The following is a 22031-nucleotide window of genomic DNA, read 5'->3' on the forward strand; positions in this document are numbered from 1 at the left end:
ATGCTCGCCAGCCTGATTTCGCGCATGATCAGTCGGCCGCTCTACGGCACCCGCGCGGAGATGATGCTCCGGCAAGCGACCGCCCGCCCCCGCAGCGCACCGCCCCCGGCCACCGACGGGCACTGAAGCCCGCCCGTCGTCCGTCGTTGCGGGTGCCTTGCCGCGCCCGGTGCCGGCTCAGTGGCCCGACCCCGCTGCGCCGGTCCGCGCCGGGGCCTGCATCGGCCAGGCCACGAGCAGCCACAACAGGGTCAGCGCGGCACAAGCCATGAAGAGCCCCGAGGCACCATGGGCGCGCACCAGCCAGCCGCCGGCCGCGCCGCCGACGAAAAATCCAACCGACTGCAGGGTGTTGTAGATCCCCAGCGCCGCGCCGCGCGCGTAGGCCGGCGCCAGCCTCGAGACCAGGCTGGGCTGGGTGGCCTCCAGCGTGTTGAAGCCGACGAAGAACACGAACAGCAGCAGCCCCAGCGCCCACAGGCCGGGCTGCTCACCGGCCAGCAGCCACAGGCCCAGTTGCACGAGCAGGACCAGGCCGATGGCGATGAGGAAGGCCTCACGCAACCGGCCGCGGCGCTCCATCGGGAACAGCACGCCACCCATGACCAGCAGCGAGGCGGCCACCGCCGGCAGATAGACCTGCCAGTGCCCGGCCTTGTCCAGGCCGGCGGCGACCAGCATGGCCGGCACGGCCATCCACATGGCCAGTTGCACCGCGTGCAGCACGAACACCCCCAGGTTCAGGCGCAGCAGGCCGGCGTGGCGCAGCACCTCGACCAGGCCGCTGCCGCGCACCGGATCGCCCCGGTGCTCGCGCGGCTCGGGCGGCGCCACCCAGGCCACGACCGCCATGGCCAGCAAGGCCAGCGTGGCGGTCATCGCGAAGATGCCCGACAGGCCGATCCAGGCCGCCAGCAGGGGGGCAAGCACCAGCGACAGGGCGAACATCAGCGCGATGCTGGCGCCCACGATGGCCATGGCCTTGGTGCGCACCGCGTCGCGCGTGACGTCGGCCAGAAAGGCCGTGACCGCCGCCGAGATCGCACCCGCGCCCTGCAGCGCGCGACCGATGGCCAGCCAGGTCAGATCGGGCGCCCAGGCGGCCACGCCACTGCCCAGCGCGAACACGGCCAGGCCCGCGAGGATGACCCGTTTGCGTCCGAAGCGGTCGGAGGCGAGGCCGAACGGCATCTGCAGGAAGGCCTGCGTCAACCCGTACAGGCCCATGGCGAAGCCGACGCGCGCCGGGTCGTCGCCGCCGGGCAGACGCGCCGCCTCCAGCGCGAACACCGGCAGCACGATGAACAGGCCCAGCATGCGCAGCGCGAACACCAGCGCCAGCGAGGCACTGGCGCGCCGCTCGTCCGGCGTCATGCGCGCGGCGGTGGCCTGGGGATCGGGGGATGAAACAGGGGAGGACGGCATGCTCACGGCCGGCGGCGGGATTCGCTACCCGCGCCAGCGCTCGGGGGAAAGAAACGGAAAGGCGTATTGTCGGACACGGCCGCACACCCTGTCACAGGGGCGCCAGAATGCCCACGGCCAGCAGGGCCAGCACGCTGGCGCCCAGCGCCAGCCGGTACACCACGAACGGCATGTAGCCGCGTGTGGACACCAGGCGCAGGAACCACACGATCACCGCGTAGCCCACGCCGAAGGCCACCAGCGTGGCCAGCGCCGTCGGGCCCGCCGGCGGAGCGCTGTCGGCGCCCCAACTCCTGTAGAGCTGGTAGAAGCCCGAGGCCAGCACCGCCGGAATCGCCAGCAGGAAGGAGTAGCGCGCGGCCGCCTCGCGCGTGTAGCCCATGAGCAGCCCGGCGGTGATGGTGCCGCCCGAGCGCGAGACCCCCGGGATCAGCGCCATGGCTTGCGCGAAGCCGAACAGCAGGCCGTGCGTCCAGCCCAGTTGCACCAGGCTGCGCTGCTTGCGTCCCCAGCGGTCGGCAAAGGCCAGGATCAGCGCGAACACGATCAGCATGGTGGCCGTGATCTGCAGGTGACGCAGCGAGGTCTCGATGGCGTCCTTGAACACCAGACCCAGGATGGCGATCGGCAGCGTGCCGATAATGATCAGCCAGCCCATGCGGCTGTCGGGCGTCTGCCGGCCCGGAGCGGCGAGCGAGCGCAGCCAGGCCATGGCGATGCGCCAGATGTCGTGGCGGAAGTACAGCAGCACGGCCGCCTCGGTGCCGATCTGCGTGATGGCGGTGAAGGCCGCGCCCGGATCGCCCCCCGAGGGCAGCAGCGGGCCGATGATGCGCAGGTGCGCGCTGGACGAAACCGGCAGGAACTCGGTCAGGCCCTGGACAAGCCCCAGGATGACCGCTTCGGTCCAGGACAGGGTGGCGCTCATGTGGGGAGGGAAACGGAAAATGACGTGACAGGCGGCCGGCGGACCTGGGCAGGCGCAGGGCCGCGCCGGGATTGCGCGCATTGTATCGGCCGCCTCCGCCGCGGCGACCGGCTTATCATGCTGGGTTGCCCAACGGATGCCGCCGGGGGGCCCGATCGACCGATACCACCTTGAAAGCCGCCTCTTTGCCTCCCGCCGCCATCCCAGCCAGTGCCACCCTCGCGGTGCGCGGCGCGCGCACGCACAACCTCAAGAACATCGACCTGGACATCCCGAAGAACGCCCTGGTGGTGATCACCGGGCTGTCGGGCTCGGGCAAGTCCAGCCTGGCATTCGACACGCTGTATGCCGAGGGCCAGCGCCGCTATGTGGAGAGCCTCTCGGCCTATGCGCGCCAGTTCCTGCAGATCATGGACAAGCCCGACGTGGACCTGATCGAGGGCCTGTCGCCAGCCATCGCCATCGAGCAGAAGGCCACCAGCCACAACCCGCGCTCCACCGTGGGCACGGTCACCGAGATCCACGACTACCTGCGCCTGCTGTACGCGCGCGCCGGCACCCCCTATTGCCCCGAGCACGACCTGCCGCTGGCGGCGCAGAGCGTGGCGCAGATGGTCGATACCGTGCTGGCCCTGCCCGAGGGCACGCGGCTGATGATCCTGGCGCCGGTGGCGCGCGAGCGCAAGGGCGAGTTCGCCGAACTCTTCGCCGAGATGCAGGCCCGGGGCTACGTGCGCTTCCGCATCGGCCAGGATGTCGTCGAGGCCGAGGCGCTGCCGGCACTCAAGAAGACCGAGAAGCACGACATCGACGTGGTGATCGACCGCGTCAGGGTGCGCCCACACGAAGACGGCGATGAGGCCAACCGCCCCGCCGCCGGGCCGTCCCAAGGCGGGGCAGCCCCCGCGGGGGGCAGCGACCCGCGCAGCGGTGGAGCGTGGGGGTCCAGCAACCCGCTGCGGCAACGCCTGGCCGAGAGCTTCGAGGCCGCGCTGCAACTGGCGGGAGGCCGCGCCATCGCGCTGGACATGGACAGCGGGCAGGAAATCCCGTTCTCCTCGCGCTACGCCTGCCCGGTGTGCAACCACAGCGTGGGCGAACTGGAACCGCGGCTGTTCTCGTTCAACTCGCCCCAGGGCGCCTGCCCGGCCTGCGATGGCCTGGGCCACACCGACTTCTTCGACCCGGCACGCATCGTCACCTTTCCCTCGCTGAGCCTGGCCAGCGGCGCGATCAAGGGTTGGGACCGGCGCAACGGCTACTACTTCGCGATCATCGAAAGCCTGGCCGCGCACTACCGCTTCGACCCCGACACCCCCTGGGAGGCGCTGCCAGCCCAGGTGCGCGAGGTGCTGCTGCACGGCTCAGGCGAGGAGGAGATCAGGTTCAGCTATGCCATGGCCTCGGGCGAGCGTGCCGGCAAAAAGGTCACCAAGAAGCACCCGTTCGAGGGCATCATCCGCAACTTCGAGCGCCGCTGGCGCGAGACCGATTCGGCCACCGTGCGCGAGGAGCTCTCGCGCTACCGTGCCACACAGCCCTGCCCCGAGTGCGAAGGCACCCGCCTGCGCAAGGACGCACGCCACGTCTTCATCGGCGAGGGCGAGCAGCGCGCACCCATCTACCGCGTCAGCCACATCACGCTGGGCGAGGCGCTGGACTACTTCCAGCGCCTGGAACTGCGCGGCGCCAAGGCCGAGATCGCCGCGCGCGTGATCAATGAAATCCGCCAGCGGCTGAAGTTCCTCAACGACGTGGGCCTGAACTACCTGAGCCTGGACCGCAGCGCCGACACGCTCTCGGGTGGCGAAGCGCAGCGCATCCGCCTGGCCAGCCAGATCGGCTCGGGCCTCTCGGGCGTGATGTACGTGCTCGACGAGCCCAGCATCGGGCTGCACCAGCGCGACAACGACCGCCTGATCGCCACGCTGCAGCACCTGCGCAACCTGGGCAACACCGTGCTGGTGGTCGAGCACGACGAAGACATGATCCGCGCCGCCGATTTCTGCGTCGACATCGGCCCCGGCGCCGGCGTGCATGGCGGGCAGGTCATGGCCGCCGGCACGCCGGCCGAAGTCATGGCCCATCCGGACTCGCTGACCGGTCAGTACCTCAGCGGCACCCGGCGCATCGGGGTGCCGGCCCGGCGCACGCCATGGCAACCCGCCATGCCGGCACGCCCGGCCCCCGCTGCGGGCCGGCCGGCGCCACGGGCAGCCGCGTTTGCCGCCACCGCCAGATCCGCGGCAGAAGCGCCGCCCCCGGCCGATCCGGGGCTGCTGGCGATCCGCGTCGTCAACGCCACGGGCCACAACCTGCGCGGGGTGACGGTGGACTTTCCGGTCGGCCTGCTGACCTGCGTGACCGGCGTCTCGGGCTCGGGCAAATCGACCCTGGTCAACGACACGCTGTACGCGGCCGTGGCACGCCACCTGTACCGCGCTCACGAGGAACCCGCCCCGCACGAAGCAATCGAGGGCCTGGAGCACTTCGACAAGGTCATCAGCGTCGACCAGTCACCCATCGGGCGCACGCCGCGCAGCAATCCGGCCACCTACACCGGCCTGTTCACCGGTATCCGCGAACTGATGGCCGAGGTGCCCGCGGCGCGCGAGCGCGGCTACGGACCCGGACGTTTCTCGTTCAACGTGGCCGGCGGGCGCTGCGAGGCCTGCCAGGGCGACGGTGTGGTCAAGGTCGAGATGCATTTCCTGCCCGACGTCTACGTGCCCTGCGAGGTCTGCCACGGCCAGCGCTACAACCGCGAAACCCTGGAAGTCCAGTACAAGGGCCGCAACATCGCCCAGATCCTGGACATGACAGTCGAGCAGGCGGCAGAATTCTTTGCCGCCGTGCCCACGCTGCACCGCAAGCTGCAGACCCTGCTGGACGTGGGCCTGAGCTACATCCGTCTGGGCCAGAGCGCCACCACCCTGTCGGGCGGCGAGGCACAGCGCGTCAAACTCGCCCAGGAGCTGTCCAAACGCGACACCGGCCGCACGCTCTACATCCTGGACGAACCCACCACCGGCCTGCACTTTGCCGACATCGAGCTGCTGCTCAGGGTGCTGCACCAGTTGCGCGATGCCGGCAACACCATCGTGATCATCGAGCACAACCTGGATGTCATCAAGACCGCCGACTGGGTGATCGACATGGGTCCCGAAGGGGGTGCCGGCGGCGGCACCGTGGTGGCCCAGGGAACGCCCGAACAGATCGCCGCCTGCGAGGCCAGCCACACCGGCCGTTACCTGATCGCGCCCCTGCGCCGCTGAAGGCGCTCAGAACCCCCCGCGCCAGGCCAGGCCCAGCGTCGCGCCCCAGGTGGAGACGCGGTCGATCAGCGGGCTGTTGCGGGCCGGGCCGGCGATCCGTCCCAGTGTCACACCACCGAACAGGACCCAGTGGCGGCTCAGGGAATGGGCCAGATCTGCACCGAGCTGGATGCTCTCGAGGCCGCCTCCGGGTGCGTAGGCATCGACACCGGCCGTGGCCGCCGCCAGCGCCGGTACACCGTAGGTGGTCCCCATGAACGTGCGATTGCCGCCCCCTGCCGACAGCGTGAAATCCCAGAAGGTTCTTTCTGAGAGCACGTGGCGGTAGCCCACGCTGGTGTTCACGCGCACACCACCGCCACGCCCCATCACGTCCTTGTCGCCGCTGAGCGAAACCGTCCAGTGCGGCGTCATGGTCCAGCGGGCGGACAGTCGCACCCGCGCGGTGCTGGGCACATCCTCCAGATCGGCCCAGCGCGGGTCGTGTTCGATATGGCGCCCGTTGTCCCATCGCAACGAGGCCCCCAGCGAGAATCCCTCGTGCCGCAGCAAATCGGTGCTCAGACCGGTTTCGTAGGCCTTGCGTCCGGAGTGGAGCAAGGTATTGGCGCGCGAGCGCGACACCCGCACCGGCCCCAACTGGAACGAGAACATGGGCTTGAAGTCGACATTGGCCTTGGCGCTGCCGATGAAACCGATCGCGCTGGCCACGGAGGCACCGATCAGGTAGCCCTCCTCGTCATCACCGCTGATCGAAGCGCCCGAATCCTGGGCCCATGAAGACGCCGCCACCATGGCGATGCCGGTAAAGATGGCCAGTTTCCGATGTAATTGCATGGACGATGATGATAGACAGTCGGCCCGCGGTGCAGACATTGGGACAATGGATTAGCTCATTGTATGGGCTGCCTTGCGGGCGCAACACCATGGCACAAGAAACTGAACTCAAGCTCCTGCTGCGGCCCGAGACCCTGCCCGCCCTGCTCGCCCACCCCCTGCTGGGCGGGCAGCGCCCGCGCCCCCGGCGCCTGCGCAACACCTATGTGGATACGCCAGCCCTGGACCTCATGGCGCGCGGTCTTGCGGTGCGCGAGCGCCGCATCGGCCGTTCCACGCTGCTGACCGTCAAGACGGCGGGCACCTCCATCGGCGGCCTCTCGGTGCGGGGTGAATGGGAAGGGCCGACGCGACCCGGCCAGCCCGACTTTCCGGCCCTGCTGGGCGAGCACCCGCTGGCCACGACCCTGGCGGCCCTGGCCGACGAGCTGGCGCCGGTGTTCCGCACCGACTTCACGCGCCGCGCCTGGCATCTGGAGCACGCTGGCGCGCGGATCGAGCTGGCCCTGGACCAGGGCCACATCATGGCCAGCAGGGGCACCGCGACCCGGCGCGAGCCCTTGCTGGAACTGGAACTCGAGCTCGTGGATGGGCCGGCACACGCCCTGTACGAGCTGGCGCTGTCACTGGCCTGGCCGACCGACAACGACCCGGTGCGGCCCGGCCTGTGGCTCATGCCGTCCGACCGGAGCAAGGCCCAGCGCGGGCTGGCCCTGTTCCTGGGACGTGGGCCCACCGTCCAGCAGCCCGCCCCCGCGGCCACCGATCCCGGCACCGACCCCCGACAGGCCTTTCGGACCGTCGCGTGGGCATGTCTGGGCACGCTGCAGGCCAACCTCGCACACCTGGCCCTGGATGCCGATGCCCTGGCCGCGGCCGCCTTCGTGCACCACAGCCGCGCGGCCCTGGCCCGGCTGCTCGCCGTGCTCGACCAGCACGCGTCCTGGCTGCCCGCCCCCTTCGTCGCCACCTGGCGCACCTACTGGCAGGCGGCGGACCGGAGGCTCACCCCGCCCGGGCCGGACGCCACACCCTCGCCCCGCTGGATGAGGCCATTGCACGAGGCCCTGCAGGCGCCGGCCCCCGGGCTGGCCCTGCTGGCCTTCGCCCGCGACCTGCACCGCCTGGACCACGACGGGGCCGGCGCGCCCCGGCCCGCTCAGCCGCGCGCGGCCTCGAGCAGGGCGCGCGTGCGCAAGGCCTCGGCGCGCGCGGCGGCGGCGTAATCGTCGCCCGCCGAGGCGTACAGGATGGCGCGCGACGAATTGACGACGATGGGTCCGCTCGCCACCCCGTCGCGCTCGCGGTAGCCGGCCCGGACCGTGGCGTGGGCGTCACCGCCCTGCGCCCCCACGCCGGGGATGAGCAGCGGCAGCGTGGGCGCCAGTTCGCGCACCCGCTCGATCTCGGCCGGGTAGGTCGCGCCCACCACCAGGCCGAGCTGGCCGTTGAGGTTCCAGGGCCCCTGCGCCAGCCGCGCCAGGTGCTCATACACCCGCGGCTGGCCGTCCACCCCGGCCAGCCGCTGGTTCTGCAGGTCGTCGCCGCCGGGATTGGAGGTGCGGCACAGCAGGAAGGCGCCCTTGCCGTGGTACTTCAGGTAGGGCTGCACCGAGTCGAAGCCCATGAAGGGCGACAGCGTCACCGCGTCGGCGCCGTAGCGCTCGAAGGCCTCGATGGCGTACTGCTCGGCCGTGGAGCCGATGTCGCCGCGCTTGGCGTCCAGGATCACCGGCACCCGGGGCGCCACCGCGCGCATGTGGCGGATCAACCGTTCGAGCTGGTCCTCGGCGCGATGCGCCGCGAAATACGCGATCTGCGGCTTGAACGCGATCACCGCATCGGCCGTGGCCTCGACGATGGCGGCACAGAAATCGTAGATGCGGCCGGCATCGCCGCGCAGGCCGGCCGGGAAGCGCGCCGGGTCCGGGTCCAGGCCGACGCAGAGCAGGGACTGGTTCTGGCGCTGCGCCGCGCCCAGCATGTCGAGGAAGGTCATGCCGCCGATTCTACGGAAGGGCACCACGCACCGGAGCAGACTCGGCTAGCATGGCGCTCCATGCACACGCTCACCCGCCAGCAACTGGTCGTCCTGGTCCTGCTCACCCTGGTATGGGGCATCAACTGGCCCATCATGAAGCTGGGGGTCACGGATTTCCCGCCGCTGAGCTTTCGCACCATCAGCATGTGGCTCGGTCTGCCGGTGCTGGCCGCTGTGCTGCTCGTGCGCGGCGTGTCCTTTCGCATCCCGCGTCCATACTGGCGCGAGCTGCTGGTGCTGACCGTGCTGAACATGCTGGTCTGGCACACACTGGCGATCCTGGCGATCCGGTCGCTGTCCAGCGGGCGGGCGGCCATCCTGGGCTATACCATGCCGGTGTTCTCGGCCATGATCGGCGCCCTGTGGTTCAGCCAGCGCCTGGCCCCCCGTGCCTGGGCCGGCGTGGCCGCCGCCGCGCTGGGGGTGGTGCTGCTGCTCTGGCACGAAGCCACCGCCCTGACCGGTCGCCCGCTGGGCGTGGCCATGATGCTGCTGGCCGCGGCCATCTGGGCCGTCGGCACGCACCGGATGCGGCGCACCACCATCCCGGCCTCGACCCTGGCCATCAGCTTCTGGATGACCCTGATCACCACCTTGTGGATGACACTGCTGTCGGTGATGTTCGAGCGCAGCGACTGGCATTGGCCTTCACCGCCGGTCTGGTCCGCCATCGTCTACAACGGGCTGGCGGTGTTCGCCTTCGCCCAGGTGGCCTGGCTGAGCCTGGCACGCGACCTGCCCCCCATCGCCTCGACACTGTCGGTGATGTTCATTCCCGTGCTGGGCGTGTTCAGCGGTGCCTGGTGGCTCGGCGAGGTGCTGCACTGGCAGGACTGGGCGGCCGTGGCACTGGTGATCGCTGCCATCGCCCTGGTGCTCTGGCCGAAGCAGGTCTGAGTTCGGCGGTTCAACCCGCCTTGGCCGCGGTATCCATGGCCAGACAGAGGTCGGCCCAGGCCTTGGCCTTGTCGGCCGGGTTGCGCAGCAGGTAGGCCGGGTGGTAGGTGACGATCACCGGCACGCCCTGGTAGTGGTGCACGCGCCCGCGCAGCCGGCCGATGGGTTCGTCGGTGCGCAGGATGGACTGCACGGCAAAGCGCCCCATGGCCAGGATGACCTTGGGCTTGACCAGCGCCACCTGCCGCATGAGATAGGGTTCGCAGCGCACGACCTCCTGCGGCTGCGGGTTGCGGTTGGCGGGCGGGCGGCACTTGAGCACATTGGCCACGTAGACCCCTTGCCCCCCGGCGCCATCGCGCCGGTGCCCGGTCGCCTGCAGCATGCGGTCGAGCAACTGGCCCGCAGCGCCCACGAACGGCTCGCCCTGGCGGTCTTCCTGCTCGCCCGGTGCCTCGCCGATGACCATCCAGTCGGCTTGCCGATCGCCGACACCGAACACGGTGTTGCGGCGTGTCTTGCACAGGCCGCAGGCCTCGCAGGCGGCCACGCTGGCCTGCAGCGCATCCCAGTCCATGGCCGCGATCTGGCCGGCACGGGTGTCGGACAGCACGCCGGCGGCGGACACGGCCGGCGCCTCCGCTGCCGGCTCTTCGGCCCCGGCCCCTGCACCGACGACAGCGGTGGCCGGTGCAGGCGCCTGCGGTTCACGCGCCGGCGCTGCCGGCGGTGGCGCCACCCGGGGGGCCGGCACTTCGGCCGCCTCGGATCGGATGGGTGCGGCGGGCGGCTCGACGACAGCAGCGGTGACAGGGGTGGTCGCCGGCACGGCCTTGGCCTCGGGGGCCCACACCTGCACACCCATTTCGGCCAGCATGGCGCGCTGGCGGGCATCGAGCCGGGTGGTCCAGTTCATGGCCGCGCTCCGTCCAGCGGCAGGCACATCACGATGGCGTCCTCGCGCTGATGGCTCGACACAGGGTAGTAGCCCTTGCGCACCGCCACCTCGGCAAAGCCGTAGCGCTCGTACAGGTGCCGGGCGGGGGCGTTGCTCTGGCGCACCTCCAGCCAGAGCTGGTGCGCCCCCTGCCCACGCGACCACAGCACCAGCGCGTCGAGCAGCAGACGCGCAAAGCCCTGGCGGCGGTAGCCCGGGGCCACGGTGATGTTGAGCAGGTGGACCTCCTCGAAGCCCGGCATGGCCACCAGGTAACCCAGCACGATGTCCGGACCGCCGGCATCGGCCTCGCCCAGCAGCAGCACCGCCGGATGACCGGCGGCGATGGAGTCGGCGAAATGCCGGCGCGACCAGGGGTGGGAATGGGCCTGCTTCTCGATCTCGTGGACCGCGTCCAGATCGGCCTCGCCCATCGGCACGAAGCGCAGGCGCCGCCCCTCGCCGGCGACCGCCTCGTCCGGCAGCGGCCACGCGCCGGTCCGGGCACGGTCCCCGGCCACCGGAACGGGGCGAACCACCGTGGTCATCGGCCCTCCCGCTCGGCGGTGGTGCGCGCCACCTTGTCGCGCACGTACAGCGGCAGGGCCTCGTGCGCCGGTACCGCGCGGCCGGCGTGCCAGGCGGCGGGCGCCAGGCGCAGCAGGGCGGCGGCGGTCGGCACGGCGACCTGGCGCTCGCCCGGCACCCCGGCCAGCCGGTCGCCGTAGGCGTCGAACACATTGCCCGCCAGCAGCACCGTCGCGCCGTCGGGCACGCACGCCTGCACATGCGCGGCCATGGCCTCGGGCGCGCACAGGCGCGGCTCTGCGATCGCCCGCCCGTCACCGGATTCGATCGCCACATAGATCTCGTCCATGCGCGCGTCCAGCATGGCCACGACCGCGTCGGGCACGGTCAGGCCGGCGGCGCGGCGGCGCTCGCGCCCTTCCTCGGCGACGGCGGCCAGGGTGTCGAGCGGCAACACGGGCAGGCCCGCCGGGTGGCGCTCGCTGCGCACGCCCCAGGCCAGGCCCTGTGCCACCGCGCAGGCGGTACGCAGGCCGGTGAACGCGCCCGGCCCGCGCCCGAACACGATGGCATCGAGCTCGGCCAGGCGCCAACCGGTCTGCGCCAGCAGGCCCTGGATAACGGGCAGCAAGGTGGTCGAGGCCTGGGCCGCCCCCGGCCCCTGATAGGCCTGCACCGCTGCGCCGGGCAGGCCCGAACCCACCGCCACCGAGAGGGCGTCGGTGCTGGCGTCGATGCACAGGAGGCGAAGGGGCTCGTTCATGGGTCGATTATCGGCGAGCCCCCGGACCGATAATCCGGACCATGGTCATCCGGGGCATTTCAACAGCACGGTGGGGGCGCCGCCTCGCCATCGGTCTCGGCCTGGCCGGGCTGCTGTCCCTGCCCGCCTGTGCGCAGCCGTCCCGTGTCAGGGACGATCCCGTGCCTGCCGACGTCGCCCAGGCCCTGCAACGCGCCGGCATTCCGGTCACCGCGCTGTCGGCGCTGGTGGTGCCGGTCGATCCGCGCGAGCCCGACCGGCTGCGCCTGCGCGCCCAGACCGAGGTCAACCCGGCCTCGGTGATGAAGCTGGTCACCACCTACGCGGCCATCGACCTGCTGGGCCCGGACTTCACCTGGCAGACGCGCTTCTACACCGACGGCAGCGTCCGGGGCGGCGCGCTGCACGGCAACCTGTACGTGCGCGGCGACGGCGACCCCAAGCTGGTGCTGGAGCGCCTGCAGGAGGCCTTCGTCGCGCTGCAGGCGCGCGGCGTCCAGGTCATCCTCGGCGACATGGTGCTCGACCACAGCGCCTTCGAGCTGCCCGCGCACGACCCCGGCGCCTTCGACGGCGAGGCCCTGCGCCCCTACAACGCCGCGCCCGACGCGCTGCTGTTCAATTTCAAGTCCATCGTCCTGCGTTTCACGCCCGACCACGCCAATGGCATGGCCACCGTGGGCAGCGAACCCCCGATGGAAGGCCTGACCATCGACACACGGGTGCCGCTGGCCCGGGGCGCCTGTGGCGACTGGCGCGCCGCGCTGGGCGCGCGCTTCGACCGGCCCGAGGCCATCCGCTTCGAGGGCCGCTACCCCGGTGCCTGCGGCGAGCGCACCTGGTCCGTGGCCTACCACGACCCGGGCAGCTATGCCGTGCGCGCGTTCGAGGGCATGTGGCGGGCCAGCGGCGGCGCCATCACCGGCCGTGTGCGCAGCGGGCAGACGCCACCCGGCGTGCACCTGCTGCACGAGGCGCTTTCGCTGCCCCTGTCGGACATCATCACCGACGTCAACCAGTGGAGCAACAACGTGATGGCGCAGCAGGTGTTCCTGACGCTGGGGCGCCTGCCGCCGCTGGCCCTGGACACGGCCACGGACATCAGCGGCCGCTCGCTGCGGCCTGTGCGCACCGGGCGCTTCGAGCGCTCGCGCGAGACGCTGCGCAACTGGTGGGTGCGCACCTTCGGTGTGAAGCTGGCCCCACCGGTACTCGACAACGGCTCCGGGCTCTCGCGCACCGAGCGCATCACACCCGAGGCCCTGGCCAACCTGCTGCGCCACGCGGCCGCCCATCCCCGCGGCGATGCCTTTGTACAGTCGCTCTCGGTCGCCGGCATCAAGGGCACCGCCGCGCGCATCGGTCAGCGTGCCGACAGCCTGGTCCGCGGCAACGCCTGGCTCAAGACCGGCACGCTGCGCGACGTCAGCGGCATCGCCGGCTACGTCAACGCGCTCGACGGCCGCCGCTACGTGGTGATCGGCTTTGTCAACCACGACAACGCCAGCGCGGCGCGCCCGGCACTGGACGCCCTGGTCGAGTGGGCGGCGGCCCTGAAATGACGATCAGGCCGCCGCGCGGCTGAGCCGGTCGCGCACGCCATCCCACTCGGCGCCCTCGGGCGGTGTCTCGACCCAGATCAACCGGACGCCGGTGGCATCCAGCTCGCGCAAGGCGGCGAACAGTGCGCGCGCGGCCTCGGCCGCATCGCCGGGCATGCGCCGCACGACCACGCCCGACGCGGTCTTGACCGGCGTGCGCGCATAGATGGCGATGTGGCGTGCATCCTTGCCGAGCACATCCAGCGCCGCCTGCAACGCTTTCACGTCCATCAGGCGCACCTTCGCACTGGGCGCGTAGTGCGATTCGAGCGTGCCCGATGCCTTGGGCGCGGCCTCGTCGCGGCCTTGCACCGGCAGCCCCGCGACCGCTTCCAGCGCGGCCGGTGTGATCATGCCGGGACGCAGCAGCACCGGCCTGCCGCGCGAGCAGTCGACGATGGTCGATTCGATGCCGACCGGACAGGCACCGCCGTCGAGGACGAGCAGCTCATCGTCGGACAGTGCGGTGAACTCCCCAGCCACGTGGTCGGCCGTGGTCGGGCTGACGCGACCGAAGCGGTTGGCACTGGGCGCGGCCACGCCCTGCACGCCCAGCCGACGCGCGGCCTGCAGCACGGCCTGGGCGACCGGATGCGAGGGACAGCGCAGGCCGACCGAATCCTGGCCGCCGGCCGCCACCGCCGCCACCTCGGGCCGGCGCGGCAGGATCAGCGTGAGCGGGCCGGGCCAGAAGGCGCGCATCAGCGCCAGCGCGAAATCCGGCAGCTCGCGCGCGAAGGGGGCCACCGCCGCCGGCCAGTCGCCGCCATCGGCGGGCGCGACGTGCACGATCAGCGGATGGTCGGACGGGCGGCCCTTGGCCGCGAAGATGCGGCGCACCGCGTCGGCCTGCGCCGCATCGGCAGCCAGGCCATAGACCGTCTCGGTGGGCAGACCCACCAGTGAGCCCTCGGCCAGCCGCCGCGCGGCGGCCTCGATGGCCGCCGGGTCGCTCGCCGGCAGGATCAGCGCCATGGCCGGCTCATTCCAGGGGTGGCAGCCCGAGCAGGGCCAGGGCACGCGCGGCGGTGTCGTGCACCTGCCCAAAGGTCTCGCCGGTGATGTTCAGGTGCCCCATCTTGCGGCCCCGGCGCGCGCTGAGCTTGCCGTACAGGTGCAGATGCGTGCCCGGCAAGGCCAGCACCTCGGCCCAGGGCGGCGACACCGGCTGCGCCGCGGCCTGCGCGCGCACACCGTTGGGGTTGAACCAGAGATCGCCCAGCAGGTTGATCATGATGGTCGGGCTGTGCTGGCGCGGCGCCGCGAGCGGCAGGCCGGCCAGGGCGCGCACCTGCGCCTCGAACTGCGAGAGGTCGCAGGCATTCTGGCTGTAGTGCCCGCTGTTGTGCGGACGCGGCGCCATCTCGTTGACCACCAGATCGAGCCCGCCCCGGCCGTCGTCGACCACGAAGTACTCGACACACAGCACGCCCACATAGCCCAGGTGGTGCGCAATCGCCACCGTGCTCGCCTGCGCACGCGCGGCCAGTTCGGCCGGCACCGCGCCCTCGCGCACCTCGGTGATCGCCAGGATGCCGTCGTGGTGCGTGTTCTTCTGCACCGGGAACGTCACCACCTGGCCGTCGGCACCACGCGCCACCAGCACCGAGCACTCGCTGCGCAGCGGCAGCATCTTCTCCAGCACGCAGGAGACACGACCGAGCTGCGCCCAGGCCGCGGCCAACTCCTCGCGTGTGCGCACCCGCACCTGACCCTTGCCGTCGTAGCCCAGACGTGCGGTCTTGAGGATGCCAGGCAGCAGCGCCTCGGGCACCGCCGCGAGCTGTGCCGGGTTGTCGATGGCCGCGTGCGGCGCCGGATGCACGCCACTGATGGGTGCGCATTGCACGAAATGGGCCTTCTCCTGCAGTCGGTCCTGCGCCACGGCCACGCAGTCGGCCGACGGTGCCACGGGCCTTTGCTGCGCCAGGGCGCGCAGGGCCTGCGCCGGCACGTTCTCGAATTCGGTGGTGATGGCGTCGCAGCGCCCGGCCAGCTCGGCCAGGCCCTGCGGGTCGTCGTAAGCGGTGCAGACGTGGTGGTGCGCGACCAGGCCCGCCGGGCTGGCCGGATCGGGATCGAGCACCACGGTGACATAACCCATGGCCTGCGCGGCCTGCACGAACATGCGGCCGAGCTGGCCGCCGCCCATCACGCCCAGCGTCACGGGCTGGCCGCGGTCGTTGACGGCACCGGGCAACAAGGGAAAAGCGTTCATCGCACTCACACGGGCAGCGTCATGGCGCGCGCCGCCTCGGTCTGCGCGGTGCGGAAGGCCTGCAGCTTCTCGCGCAGGGCCGGGTCTTCATTGGCCAGCAGGGCCACGGCGAACAGCGCCGCGTTGGCCGCACCGGCCGCGCCGATGGCGAAGGTGGCCACCGGAATGCCCTTGGGCATCTGGACGATGGAATGCAGCGAATCGACACCGGACAGCGCCCTGGACTGCACCGGCACGCCCAGCACCGGCACCACCGTCTTGGCCGCGATCATGCCCGGCAGGTGGGCCGCGCCACCCGCACCGGCGATGATCGCCTTGAGCCCCCGGCCCAGGGCGGCGTCGGCATAGGCGAACATGTCATCGGGCATGCGGTGGGCCGAGACCACCCGGGCCTCGTGCGCGACACCGAAATCCTGGAGGATCTGCACCGCGTGCTGCATGGTGTCCCAGTCGCTGCTGGAACCCATGACCACGCCGACCTGGATGGAACTCATGGGAAAAGGCTTTCTATGGGGGGCCGGCGACCCGCGTCGCCCGGCAGACAACCGCCGTCGGGCCGGCATCGCGCCAGGCCAACACTCCGGTACAGTGTTGATTTTACGATCCGTGCCCCGACCTGTCGGTTTTCCCCTTTGTCCGCGCCGCGCGCCGCCCCGAAGCCATGATCAACGTCACCGTCGCCAATTTTGAAGCCGAAGTCATCGCCGCCTCGATGCACACCCCCGTCCTGGTCGATTTCTGGGCGCCCTGGTGTGGTCCGTGCAAGGTGATCGGCCCGATCCTGGAAAAGCTCGAAACCGAATACAGTGGCCGCTTCAAACTGGCCAAGATCGACTCCGACCAGGAGCAGCAGCTCGCGGCCGCTTTCGGCATCCGCAGCATCCCGACCTGCGTGCTGCTCGTGGGCGGCCAGCCCGTGGACGGCTTCATGGGCGCGCTGCCCGAGGGTCAGATCAAGGCCTTCCTCGACAAGCACCTGCCCAGCGAGGAAGAGCTGGCCGCGCAGGCCGAAGCCGAAGAAGCCCAGCAGTTGCTGGCCCAGGATGGCGCCGACGCCGGCGACGCCCTGGACAAACTCGCCCGTGCCGTGGCCCAGGCGCCCGACAACAACGACCTGCGCTTCGAACTCGTCAAGCAGTACATCTCGCACGGCCTCTTCGAGGACGCGCACCAGGCGCTGGCCCCGGCGCTGGCGCAGATTCCGGTGCAGTTGCGCTTCGAGGCGCTCGCGCATTGGCTCGCCGCACTCGAGTTCGTCGGCCAGGACCCGCGCGGCCAATGGCCGCTGGAGCAGTTCGACGAACTCATCGCCCAGAACAAGCGCGATTTCGACACCCGCTTCGCCAAGAGCCGCCTGCTGGTCGCCATCGGCGAGTGGCCCGCCGCGCTCGACGAACTGCTGGAAATCATCATGCGCGACAAGCAATGGGGCGACGAGGCGCCGCGCAAGACCTACATCGGCCTGCTCGAGCTGATGACGCCCCCCGCCCCCAAGGCCGACCCGGCCGCGGCCGGCAAGAGCAGCGGCGGCATCGCGCTGTCGGGCAAGGCGGCCATGCAGGAAGACCCGCAGGCCGAGCTGGTCTCGCGCTACCGCCGCAAGCTGAGCATGGCGCTCAACTGAGCGCTGCCCGCCAGCCCGGCCCGCTATGTGGCCGGGTCGTGCTGCTCGGCCAGGAAGCCGCCGCTCTGGTGCGCCCAGAGCTTGGCGTAGATGCCGCCCCTGGCCAGCAGCGCCTGGTGCGTGCCCTCTTCCACGATCCGGCCCTGGTCCATCACGATCAGGCGATCCATGGCGGCGATGGTCGAGAGGCGGTGCGCGATCGCGATCACCGTCTTGCCCTGCATCAGTGTGTCCAGGCTGTCCTGGATCGCGGCCTCGACCTCGCTGTCGAGCGCGCTGGTGGCCTCGTCCAGCAGCAGGATGGGCGCGTCCTTGAGCATCACGCGCGCGATCGCCACGCGCTGGCGCTGCCCGCCGGAAAGCTTGACGCCGCGCTCGCCCACCTGCGCGTCGTAGCCGCTGCGGCCCTTGAGATCGGTCAGGTTCTCGATGAAGTCGCTCGCCTGCGCCTTGGCCGCGGCCGCGCGCATCTCCTCCTCGGTCGCGTCGGGGCGACCATAGAGGATGTTCTCGCGCATCGAGCGGTGCAGCAGCGAGGTGTCTTGCGTGACCATGCCGATGGCGGCGCGCAGGCTGTCCTGCGTCACGTGGCGGATGTCCTGGCCGTCGATCAGGATGCGGCCGGCCTGCACGTCGTGGAAGCGCAGCAGCAGGTTCACCAGCGTGGACTTGCCCGCGCCCGAGCGACCGATCAGGCCGACACGCTCACCCGGCCGGATGTGCAGGTTCAGCCCGTCAACCACCGGGCGTCCACCGTCCTTGTAGGCAAAAACCACGTCGCGGAACTCGATACCGCCCTGCGTCACGACCAGCGGCCGGGCATCCGGCGCGTCCACCACCGTGCGCGGCTTGGTCAGCGTGAGAATGCCGTCCTGGATCGTGCCCACGTTTTCGAACAGGCCGGTCATCTGCCACATGACCCAGTGCGAGTAGCCCATCAGGCGCAGCGCCATCGCGATCACCGCCGCCACCTGGCCCGCGCTGGCCTGGCCCTGCGTCCACAGGTACAGCGCCGTGCCACCGCTGCCCAGCAACAGGCCCGCGATCATCAGGTGGTTGGTGATCTCGAACTGGCTCACCAGCCGCATCTGCGCGTAGCCGGTGGCCTTGAAGGCTTCCATCGCGTTGCGCGCGTACTCCGCCTCGCGCCGCGTGTGCGCGAACAGCTTGACGGTGGCGATGTTGGTGTAGGCATCGGTCACGCGGCCGGTCATGAGCGAGCGGGCGTCGGCCTGTTCCTTGCCGATGCGGCCCAGGCGCGGCACGAACCAGAAGCACGCCGCCGTGTAGGCCAGGAACCAGAGCGCGAACGGCAGCGTCAGGCGCCACTCGAAGCTGCCGGCCAGCACCAGGATGCCGATCATGTAGACGCCCACCCCCACCAGCACGTCCACCACGAGGAACACGACCTCGCGCACCGCGAGCGCGGTCTGCATGATCTTGGTGGTGATGCGGCCGGCGAACTCGTCGGCGTAGAACGACATGCTCTGGCCCAGCATCAGCCGGTGGAACAGCCAACGCAGGCGCATCGGGAAATTGATCGCCAGCACCTGGTGCATCACGGCCGTGTGCAGCGCCAGCAGCAGGCCGCTGCCCAGCAGCAGCGCGGCGATACCGGTGAGCATGCCCCGCTCCTGCGTCCAGAAGGCGGCCGGCGCCACCTGGTCGAGCTTGTCCACCACCGTGCCCATGATGGCGAACAGGGCCGCCTCGTACACCGACATCAGCGCCGAGGTCAGTGTCAGCAGGGCGATCCAGCCGCGCGAGCCGCGCGTGGCGGCCCACACGAAGGCAAAAAACCCGGCCGGAGGCACTTTGACCTCGTAGCCGGGGTACGGCGGGATCCGCCTTTCAAAGAAATCGAACAACAATGCAGGCCACTCCTTGTGGCCTGCATCGTAGTGAATTCGGCGTTTATTTGGCAGTGGGCATCACAAATTCAGCACCCTTGCCGATGCTTTCGGGCCAGCGCTGCATGATCGACTTCTGCTTCGTGTAGAAGCGCACCCCCTCCTCGCCGTAGGCGTGCATGTCGCCGAACAGGCTCTTCTTCCAGCCGCCGAAGCCCTGCCAGGCCATGGGCACCGGGATCGGCACGTTGATGCCCACCATGCCCACCTGGATGCGCCGAGCGAACTCGCGCGCCACGTTGCCGTCGCGCGTGAAGCAGCTCGTGCCGTTGCCGAACTCGTGCGCGTTGATGAGCTGCACGGCGGTGGCGAAGTCGGGCACGCGCACGCACGAGAGCACCGGGCCGAAGATTTCCTCCTGGTAGATCTTCATGTCCGGGGTCACGTGGTCGAACAGCGTGCCGCCCAGCCAGAAGCCGTTGGCACAACCATCGCCCGCCTTCGCGCCGTCAAAGCCTCGGCCATCGACCAGCAGCCTGGCGCCTTCGGCCTGACCTGCCTCGATGTAGCCGGTGATGCGCTGGCGCGCGGCTTCGGTCACGATCGGGCCCATCTCGGCGGCCAGGTTCATGCCATCCAGCACCTGGAGCTGCTGCGTGCGATCGACCAGCTTGGGGATGATCTTGTTGGCCACGTCGCCCACGAGCACCGCCACGGAAATCGCCATGCAGCGCTCGCCCGCCGAGCCGTAGGCCGCGCCGATCAGGGCATCGACGGCCTGGTCGAGGTCGGCATCGGGCATCACCACCATGTGGTTCTTGGCGCCGCCCAGCGCCTGCACGCGCTTGCCGTGGTGCGCACCGGTCTCATAGATGTAGTTCGCGATCGGCGTCGAGCCGACAAAGCTCACGGCCTTCACGTCGGGGTGCACCAGCAGCGCGTCCACGGCCTCCTTGTCACCCTGCACGACGTTGAACACGCCGTCGGGCAGGCCCGCCTGCTTGAGCAGGTCGGCCATCATGAGGCTGGGCGTCGGGTCGATCGGGCTGGGCTTGAGCACGAAGGTGTTGCCGGCGGCGATGGCCATCGGGAACATCCACATGGGCACCATCACCGGGAAGTTGAACGGCGTGATGCCCGCCACCACGCCCAGCGGCTGGCGGATCGTCCAGTTGTCCATCCCGGTGGACACCTGATCGGTGAAGTCGCCCTTGAGCAATTGCGGCATGCCGCAGGCGAACTCGATGATGTCGATGCCGCGCGCCACTTCGCCCTGCGCGTCGGTGAACACCTTGCCGTGCTCCAGCGTGATGGCACGCGCCAGCTCGTCCTTGTGCTGGTTGACCAGCTCGAGGAACTTGAACATCACCCGCGCACGGCGGATCGGCGGCACCTCGGACCAGGCGGGGAAAGCCGCCTGCGCCGCGGCCACCGCGGCGTCCACGTCGGCGGCGCTGCCCAGGCGCACGCGGCCCGTGACGGCGCCGGTGGCCGGGTTGGTCACGTCCTGCTGGCGGGTGGACTGGCCGGCGCTGCGGGCGCCGCCGATGTGGTGTGCGATCTCGGTGGTCATGGAAGTGGGCTCCGTGAGGATGGAAGGAATGGCGATTGCTGCGGCCAGTGTAGGAATCCCCGCCGGGCCGGACAAGACCGGAATACTGAATGTATTGTTCAATTTGATGAACAATATGCTCCATGAACAGCCCCCACCAACCCGAACTCTGGGGCCACGTGCACTGGCTCGCCGTGCTGCACCAGCAGGGCAGCTACACCGCCGCCGCGGCGCGCCTGGGCGTGAGCAAGGCCGCCATGAGCCAGCGCATCGCCGAGCTGGAGCGCCAGGCCGGCATGCCGCTGGTGCAACGCACCACACGCAGCGTGCGCCTGACCGAGGCCGGCCAGCGCCTGGTGGACGACACGCAGCACGCCTTCGAGCAGATCGCCCAGAGCTTTGCGCAGGTGCGTGACCTCGCCGGCGCGCCGCGCGGACGCGTGCGCGTGACCGCGCCGGTGGCGCTCGCGCGCCAGCAGATCGTGCCGCGCCTGGCCGAGTTCCTGCGCCGGTATCCCGAGGTACGGGTGGAGCTGGACCTGTCCGACCGGCTCAGCTCGCTGGCCACCGAGGGGTTCGATCTCGCCATCCGCCACACCGCCACGCCGCCCGACACCCATGTGGCCTGGGTGCTGTGCGACACCGCATCGGTGCTGGTCGCCTCGCGCGCCTACCTGCGCAAGCACGGCACGCCCCGAACGCCGGCCGACCTGGCGCGCCACAACTGCCTGCACTACCCCAGGCCGCAGGACACCCCGGCCTGGACACTGGAACCGCGCGATGCCCAGACCGCCGGCCAGGATCCGCCGCCACGCACCACCGTCCAGGTGGCCGGCACCTTCGCCGCCAACAACAGCGAGGCCCTGCGCGACGCCGCCCTGGCCGGCCTGGGCATCGCCCTGCTGCCGGACTTCAGCGCCCAGGACGCCCTGACCAGCGGCAAACTCGTGTCCGTGCTGCCCGACTGGCGCCCCATCGGCTCCTTCGCCCACCGCGTCTACGCCATCCGCCCCTATGCGGCGCACGTGCCGCTGGCGGTGTCGGCGCTGGTGGAATTCCTGCGGCGATCGCTGGCGCAGGGCTTTGGTGGTGATGGCAGCGGCTGATGCAACGGCCCTGCCACTCAGGCGGCCACGCCAAACCAGGCGCCAATCGCCGCGGTCAGGGCCATGGCCAGGGCGCCCCAGAACGTGACCCGTGCAGCCGCCACCAGCACGGGCGCGCCACCCGTTCTCGCCGCCAGTGAACCGAGCAGGGCCAGGAACACGAGCGCGCTGCCCGCCACCGCCCACCACAGCAGATGCGCCGGGCACCAGGCGACGACGAGCAGCGGCAGCGCCGCGCCCACCGAAAATGCAGCGGCCGACGCCCATGCCGCCTGGATCGGGCGTGCCGTCATGACCTCCGAGATACCCAGTTCATCACGCGCATGCGCCTCCAGCGCATCGTGCGCCATGAGCTGGCTGGCGACGGTGCGGGCGAGCTCTGGATCCAGCCCGCGGCGGACGTAGATTTCGGCCAGTTCCGCGTGCTCCTGGACGGGCGCGCTGGCCAG

General features: G+C 70.7%; 19 protein-coding genes. 6 read left to right on the plus strand and 13 right to left on the minus strand.

Annotation, left to right across the window (positions count from 1 at the left end):
• Positions 1-177: 177 nt before the first annotated feature.
• Together PHQ87_RS05930 and PHQ87_RS05935 are read right to left on the minus strand one after the other, a co-directional pair.
• The gene (locus tag PHQ87_RS05930; protein WP_300232073.1) at positions 178-1374 is read right to left on the minus strand and encodes an MFS transporter; all 1197 of its coding nucleotides are present in this window, start codon (positions 1372-1374) and stop codon (positions 178-180) included.
• 142 nt (positions 1375-1516) lie between these two features.
• Complete coding sequence (locus PHQ87_RS05935) at positions 1517-2353, minus strand: undecaprenyl-diphosphate phosphatase (RefSeq protein ID WP_300232043.1); 837 nt, start codon at positions 2351-2353, stop codon at positions 1517-1519.
• A 170-nt stretch (positions 2354-2523) separates the two neighbouring features.
• Here PHQ87_RS05935 and PHQ87_RS05940 point away from each other — a divergent pair, with 170 nt between their 5' ends.
• Complete coding sequence (locus tag PHQ87_RS05940) at positions 2524-5628, plus strand: excinuclease ABC subunit UvrA (RefSeq protein ID WP_300232045.1); 3105 nt, start codon at positions 2524-2526, stop codon at positions 5626-5628.
• Positions 5629-5634: 6 nt separating this feature from the next.
• On the opposite strand, the gene PHQ87_RS05945 is transcribed toward PHQ87_RS05940, so the two are convergent.
• Positions 5635-6465, minus strand: coding sequence for a MipA/OmpV family protein (locus tag PHQ87_RS05945; RefSeq protein ID WP_300232047.1), 831 nt, complete (start codon positions 6463-6465; stop codon positions 5635-5637).
• Between the two features lie 89 nt (positions 6466-6554).
• On the opposite strand from PHQ87_RS05945, the gene PHQ87_RS05950 reads away from it, so the two are divergent.
• A complete protein-coding gene (locus PHQ87_RS05950; RefSeq protein ID WP_300232049.1) occupies positions 6555-7691 on the plus strand; it encodes a CYTH domain-containing protein in 1137 nt (378 codons plus the stop codon).
• On the opposite strand, the gene pyrF is transcribed toward PHQ87_RS05950, so the two are convergent.
• Positions 7625-8464, minus strand: a complete 840-nt coding sequence (pyrF, locus tag PHQ87_RS05955; RefSeq protein ID WP_300232050.1) for an orotidine-5'-phosphate decarboxylase — start codon at positions 8462-8464, stop codon at positions 7625-7627. The genes PHQ87_RS05950 and pyrF overlap by 67 nt on opposite strands.
• 60 nt (positions 8465-8524) lie before the next feature.
• Between pyrF and PHQ87_RS05960 the strand changes: the two genes are divergently transcribed.
• Positions 8525-9403, plus strand: a complete 879-nt coding sequence (locus tag PHQ87_RS05960; RefSeq protein WP_300232051.1) for a DMT family transporter — start codon at positions 8525-8527, stop codon at positions 9401-9403.
• Positions 9404-9413: 10 nt separating this feature from the next.
• Here the strand turns inward: PHQ87_RS05960 and PHQ87_RS05965 are convergent, their stop codons facing one another.
• The 3 genes from PHQ87_RS05965 to tsaB form a co-directional block, all read right to left on the minus strand.
• Positions 9414-10319: a uracil-DNA glycosylase gene (locus tag PHQ87_RS05965; RefSeq protein ID WP_300232053.1), complete on the minus strand. Its 906-nt coding sequence runs from the start codon at positions 10317-10319 to the stop codon at positions 9414-9416.
• A complete protein-coding gene (gene rimI, locus PHQ87_RS05970; protein WP_300232075.1) occupies positions 10316-10774 on the minus strand; it encodes a ribosomal protein S18-alanine N-acetyltransferase in 459 nt (152 codons plus the stop codon). The genes PHQ87_RS05965 and rimI overlap by 4 nt, the downstream gene beginning before the upstream one ends.
• Positions 10775-10884: 110 nt before the next feature.
• On the minus strand, positions 10885-11631 hold the full coding sequence (tsaB, locus tag PHQ87_RS05975) for a tRNA (adenosine(37)-N6)-threonylcarbamoyltransferase complex dimerization subunit type 1 TsaB (RefSeq protein WP_300232055.1): 747 nt from the start codon (positions 11629-11631) through the stop codon (positions 10885-10887).
• A 161-nt stretch (positions 11632-11792) separates the two neighbouring features.
• Between tsaB and dacB the strand changes: the two genes are divergently transcribed.
• Complete coding sequence (gene dacB / locus PHQ87_RS05980; RefSeq protein WP_300232056.1) at positions 11793-13193, plus strand: D-alanyl-D-alanine carboxypeptidase/D-alanyl-D-alanine-endopeptidase; 1401 nt, start codon at positions 11793-11795, stop codon at positions 13191-13193.
• 3 nt (positions 13194-13196) lie between these two features.
• Here dacB and PHQ87_RS05985 read toward each other — a convergent pair whose 3' ends face one another.
• From PHQ87_RS05985 to purE, 3 genes are read right to left on the minus strand one after another with little or no spacing between them, the layout of a single operon-like run.
• Complete coding sequence (locus PHQ87_RS05985) at positions 13197-14201, minus strand: L-threonylcarbamoyladenylate synthase (RefSeq protein WP_300232076.1); 1005 nt, start codon at positions 14199-14201, stop codon at positions 13197-13199.
• Between the two features lie 13 nt (positions 14202-14214).
• Positions 14215-15450 carry a 5-(carboxyamino)imidazole ribonucleotide synthase gene (locus tag PHQ87_RS05990; RefSeq protein WP_300232059.1) on the minus strand — a complete coding sequence of 412 codons (1236 nt, stop codon included), beginning with the start codon at positions 15448-15450 and terminating at the stop codon, positions 14215-14217.
• Positions 15451-15455: 5 nt separating this feature from the next.
• Positions 15456-15944, minus strand: a complete 489-nt coding sequence (gene purE, locus PHQ87_RS05995) for a 5-(carboxyamino)imidazole ribonucleotide mutase (RefSeq protein WP_300232060.1) — start codon at positions 15942-15944, stop codon at positions 15456-15458.
• A 167-nt stretch (positions 15945-16111) separates the two neighbouring features.
• Here purE and trxA point away from each other — a divergent pair, with 167 nt between their 5' ends.
• Positions 16112-17074 (plus strand): thioredoxin, encoded by a 963-nt coding sequence (gene trxA, locus PHQ87_RS06000; RefSeq protein WP_300232062.1) that lies wholly within the window; start codon positions 16112-16114, stop codon positions 17072-17074.
• 23 nt (positions 17075-17097) lie between these two features.
• On the opposite strand, the gene PHQ87_RS06005 is transcribed toward trxA, so the two are convergent.
• Both PHQ87_RS06005 and PHQ87_RS06010 read right to left on the minus strand, forming a co-directional pair.
• Positions 17098-18942, minus strand: a complete 1845-nt coding sequence (locus tag PHQ87_RS06005; RefSeq protein ID WP_300232064.1) for an ABC transporter ATP-binding protein — start codon at positions 18940-18942, stop codon at positions 17098-17100.
• A gap of 46 nt (positions 18943-18988) precedes the next feature.
• A complete protein-coding gene (locus PHQ87_RS06010; RefSeq protein WP_300232066.1) occupies positions 18989-20497 on the minus strand; it encodes a CoA-acylating methylmalonate-semialdehyde dehydrogenase in 1509 nt (502 codons plus the stop codon).
• Between the two features lie 122 nt (positions 20498-20619).
• On the opposite strand from PHQ87_RS06010, the gene PHQ87_RS06015 reads away from it, so the two are divergent.
• Positions 20620-21582, plus strand: coding sequence for a LysR family transcriptional regulator (locus tag PHQ87_RS06015; RefSeq protein ID WP_300232069.1), 963 nt, complete (start codon positions 20620-20622; stop codon positions 21580-21582).
• A 17-nt stretch (positions 21583-21599) separates the two neighbouring features.
• On the opposite strand, the gene PHQ87_RS06020 is transcribed toward PHQ87_RS06015, so the two are convergent.
• Positions 21600-22031: VIT1/CCC1 transporter family protein (locus PHQ87_RS06020; protein ID WP_300232071.1), on the minus strand; the 432-nt coding region annotated here is incomplete at its 5' end.

Origin of the sequence: Hydrogenophaga sp., from assembly GCF_028698005.1 — a bacterium.
Taxonomy (GTDB): domain Bacteria; phylum Pseudomonadota; class Gammaproteobacteria; order Burkholderiales; family Burkholderiaceae_C; genus Hydrogenophaga.

Bases quoted from the DNA above. Each gene is read 5' to 3' on its own strand.
- PHQ87_RS05930 (WP_300232073.1), bottom strand. From the start codon at position 1,374: ATGACGCCGGACGAGCGGCGCGCCAGTGCCTCGCTGGCGCTGGTGTTC.
- PHQ87_RS05935 (WP_300232043.1), bottom strand. From the start codon at position 2,353: ATGAGCGCCACCCTGTCCTGGACCGAAGCGGTCATCCTGGGGCTTGTC.
- PHQ87_RS05945 (WP_300232047.1), bottom strand. From the start codon at position 6,465: ATGCAATTACATCGGAAACTGGCCATCTTTACCGGCATCGCCATGGTG.
- PHQ87_RS05950 (WP_300232049.1), top strand. From the start codon at position 6,555: ATGGCACAAGAAACTGAACTCAAGCTCCTGCTGCGGCCCGAGACCCTG.
- pyrF (WP_300232050.1), bottom strand. From the start codon at position 8,464: ATGACCTTCCTCGACATGCTGGGCGCGGCGCAGCGCCAGAACCAGTCC.
- PHQ87_RS05960 (WP_300232051.1), top strand. From the start codon at position 8,525: ATGCACACGCTCACCCGCCAGCAACTGGTCGTCCTGGTCCTGCTCACC.
- PHQ87_RS05965 (WP_300232053.1), bottom strand. From the start codon at position 10,319: ATGAACTGGACCACCCGGCTCGATGCCCGCCAGCGCGCCATGCTGGCC.
- rimI (WP_300232075.1), bottom strand. From the start codon at position 10,774: ATGGGCGAGGCCGATCTGGACGCGGTCCACGAGATCGAGAAGCAGGCC.
- tsaB (WP_300232055.1), bottom strand. From the start codon at position 11,631: ATGAACGAGCCCCTTCGCCTCCTGTGCATCGACGCCAGCACCGACGCC.
- PHQ87_RS05990 (WP_300232059.1), bottom strand. From the start codon at position 15,450: ATGAACGCTTTTCCCTTGTTGCCCGGTGCCGTCAACGACCGCGGCCAG.
- purE (WP_300232060.1), bottom strand. From the start codon at position 15,944: ATGAGTTCCATCCAGGTCGGCGTGGTCATGGGTTCCAGCAGCGACTGG.
- trxA (WP_300232062.1), top strand. From the start codon at position 16,112: ATGATCAACGTCACCGTCGCCAATTTTGAAGCCGAAGTCATCGCCGCC.
- PHQ87_RS06010 (WP_300232066.1), bottom strand. From the start codon at position 20,497: ATGACCACCGAGATCGCACACCACATCGGCGGCGCCCGCAGCGCCGGC.
- PHQ87_RS06015 (WP_300232069.1), top strand. From the start codon at position 20,620: ATGAACAGCCCCCACCAACCCGAACTCTGGGGCCACGTGCACTGGCTC.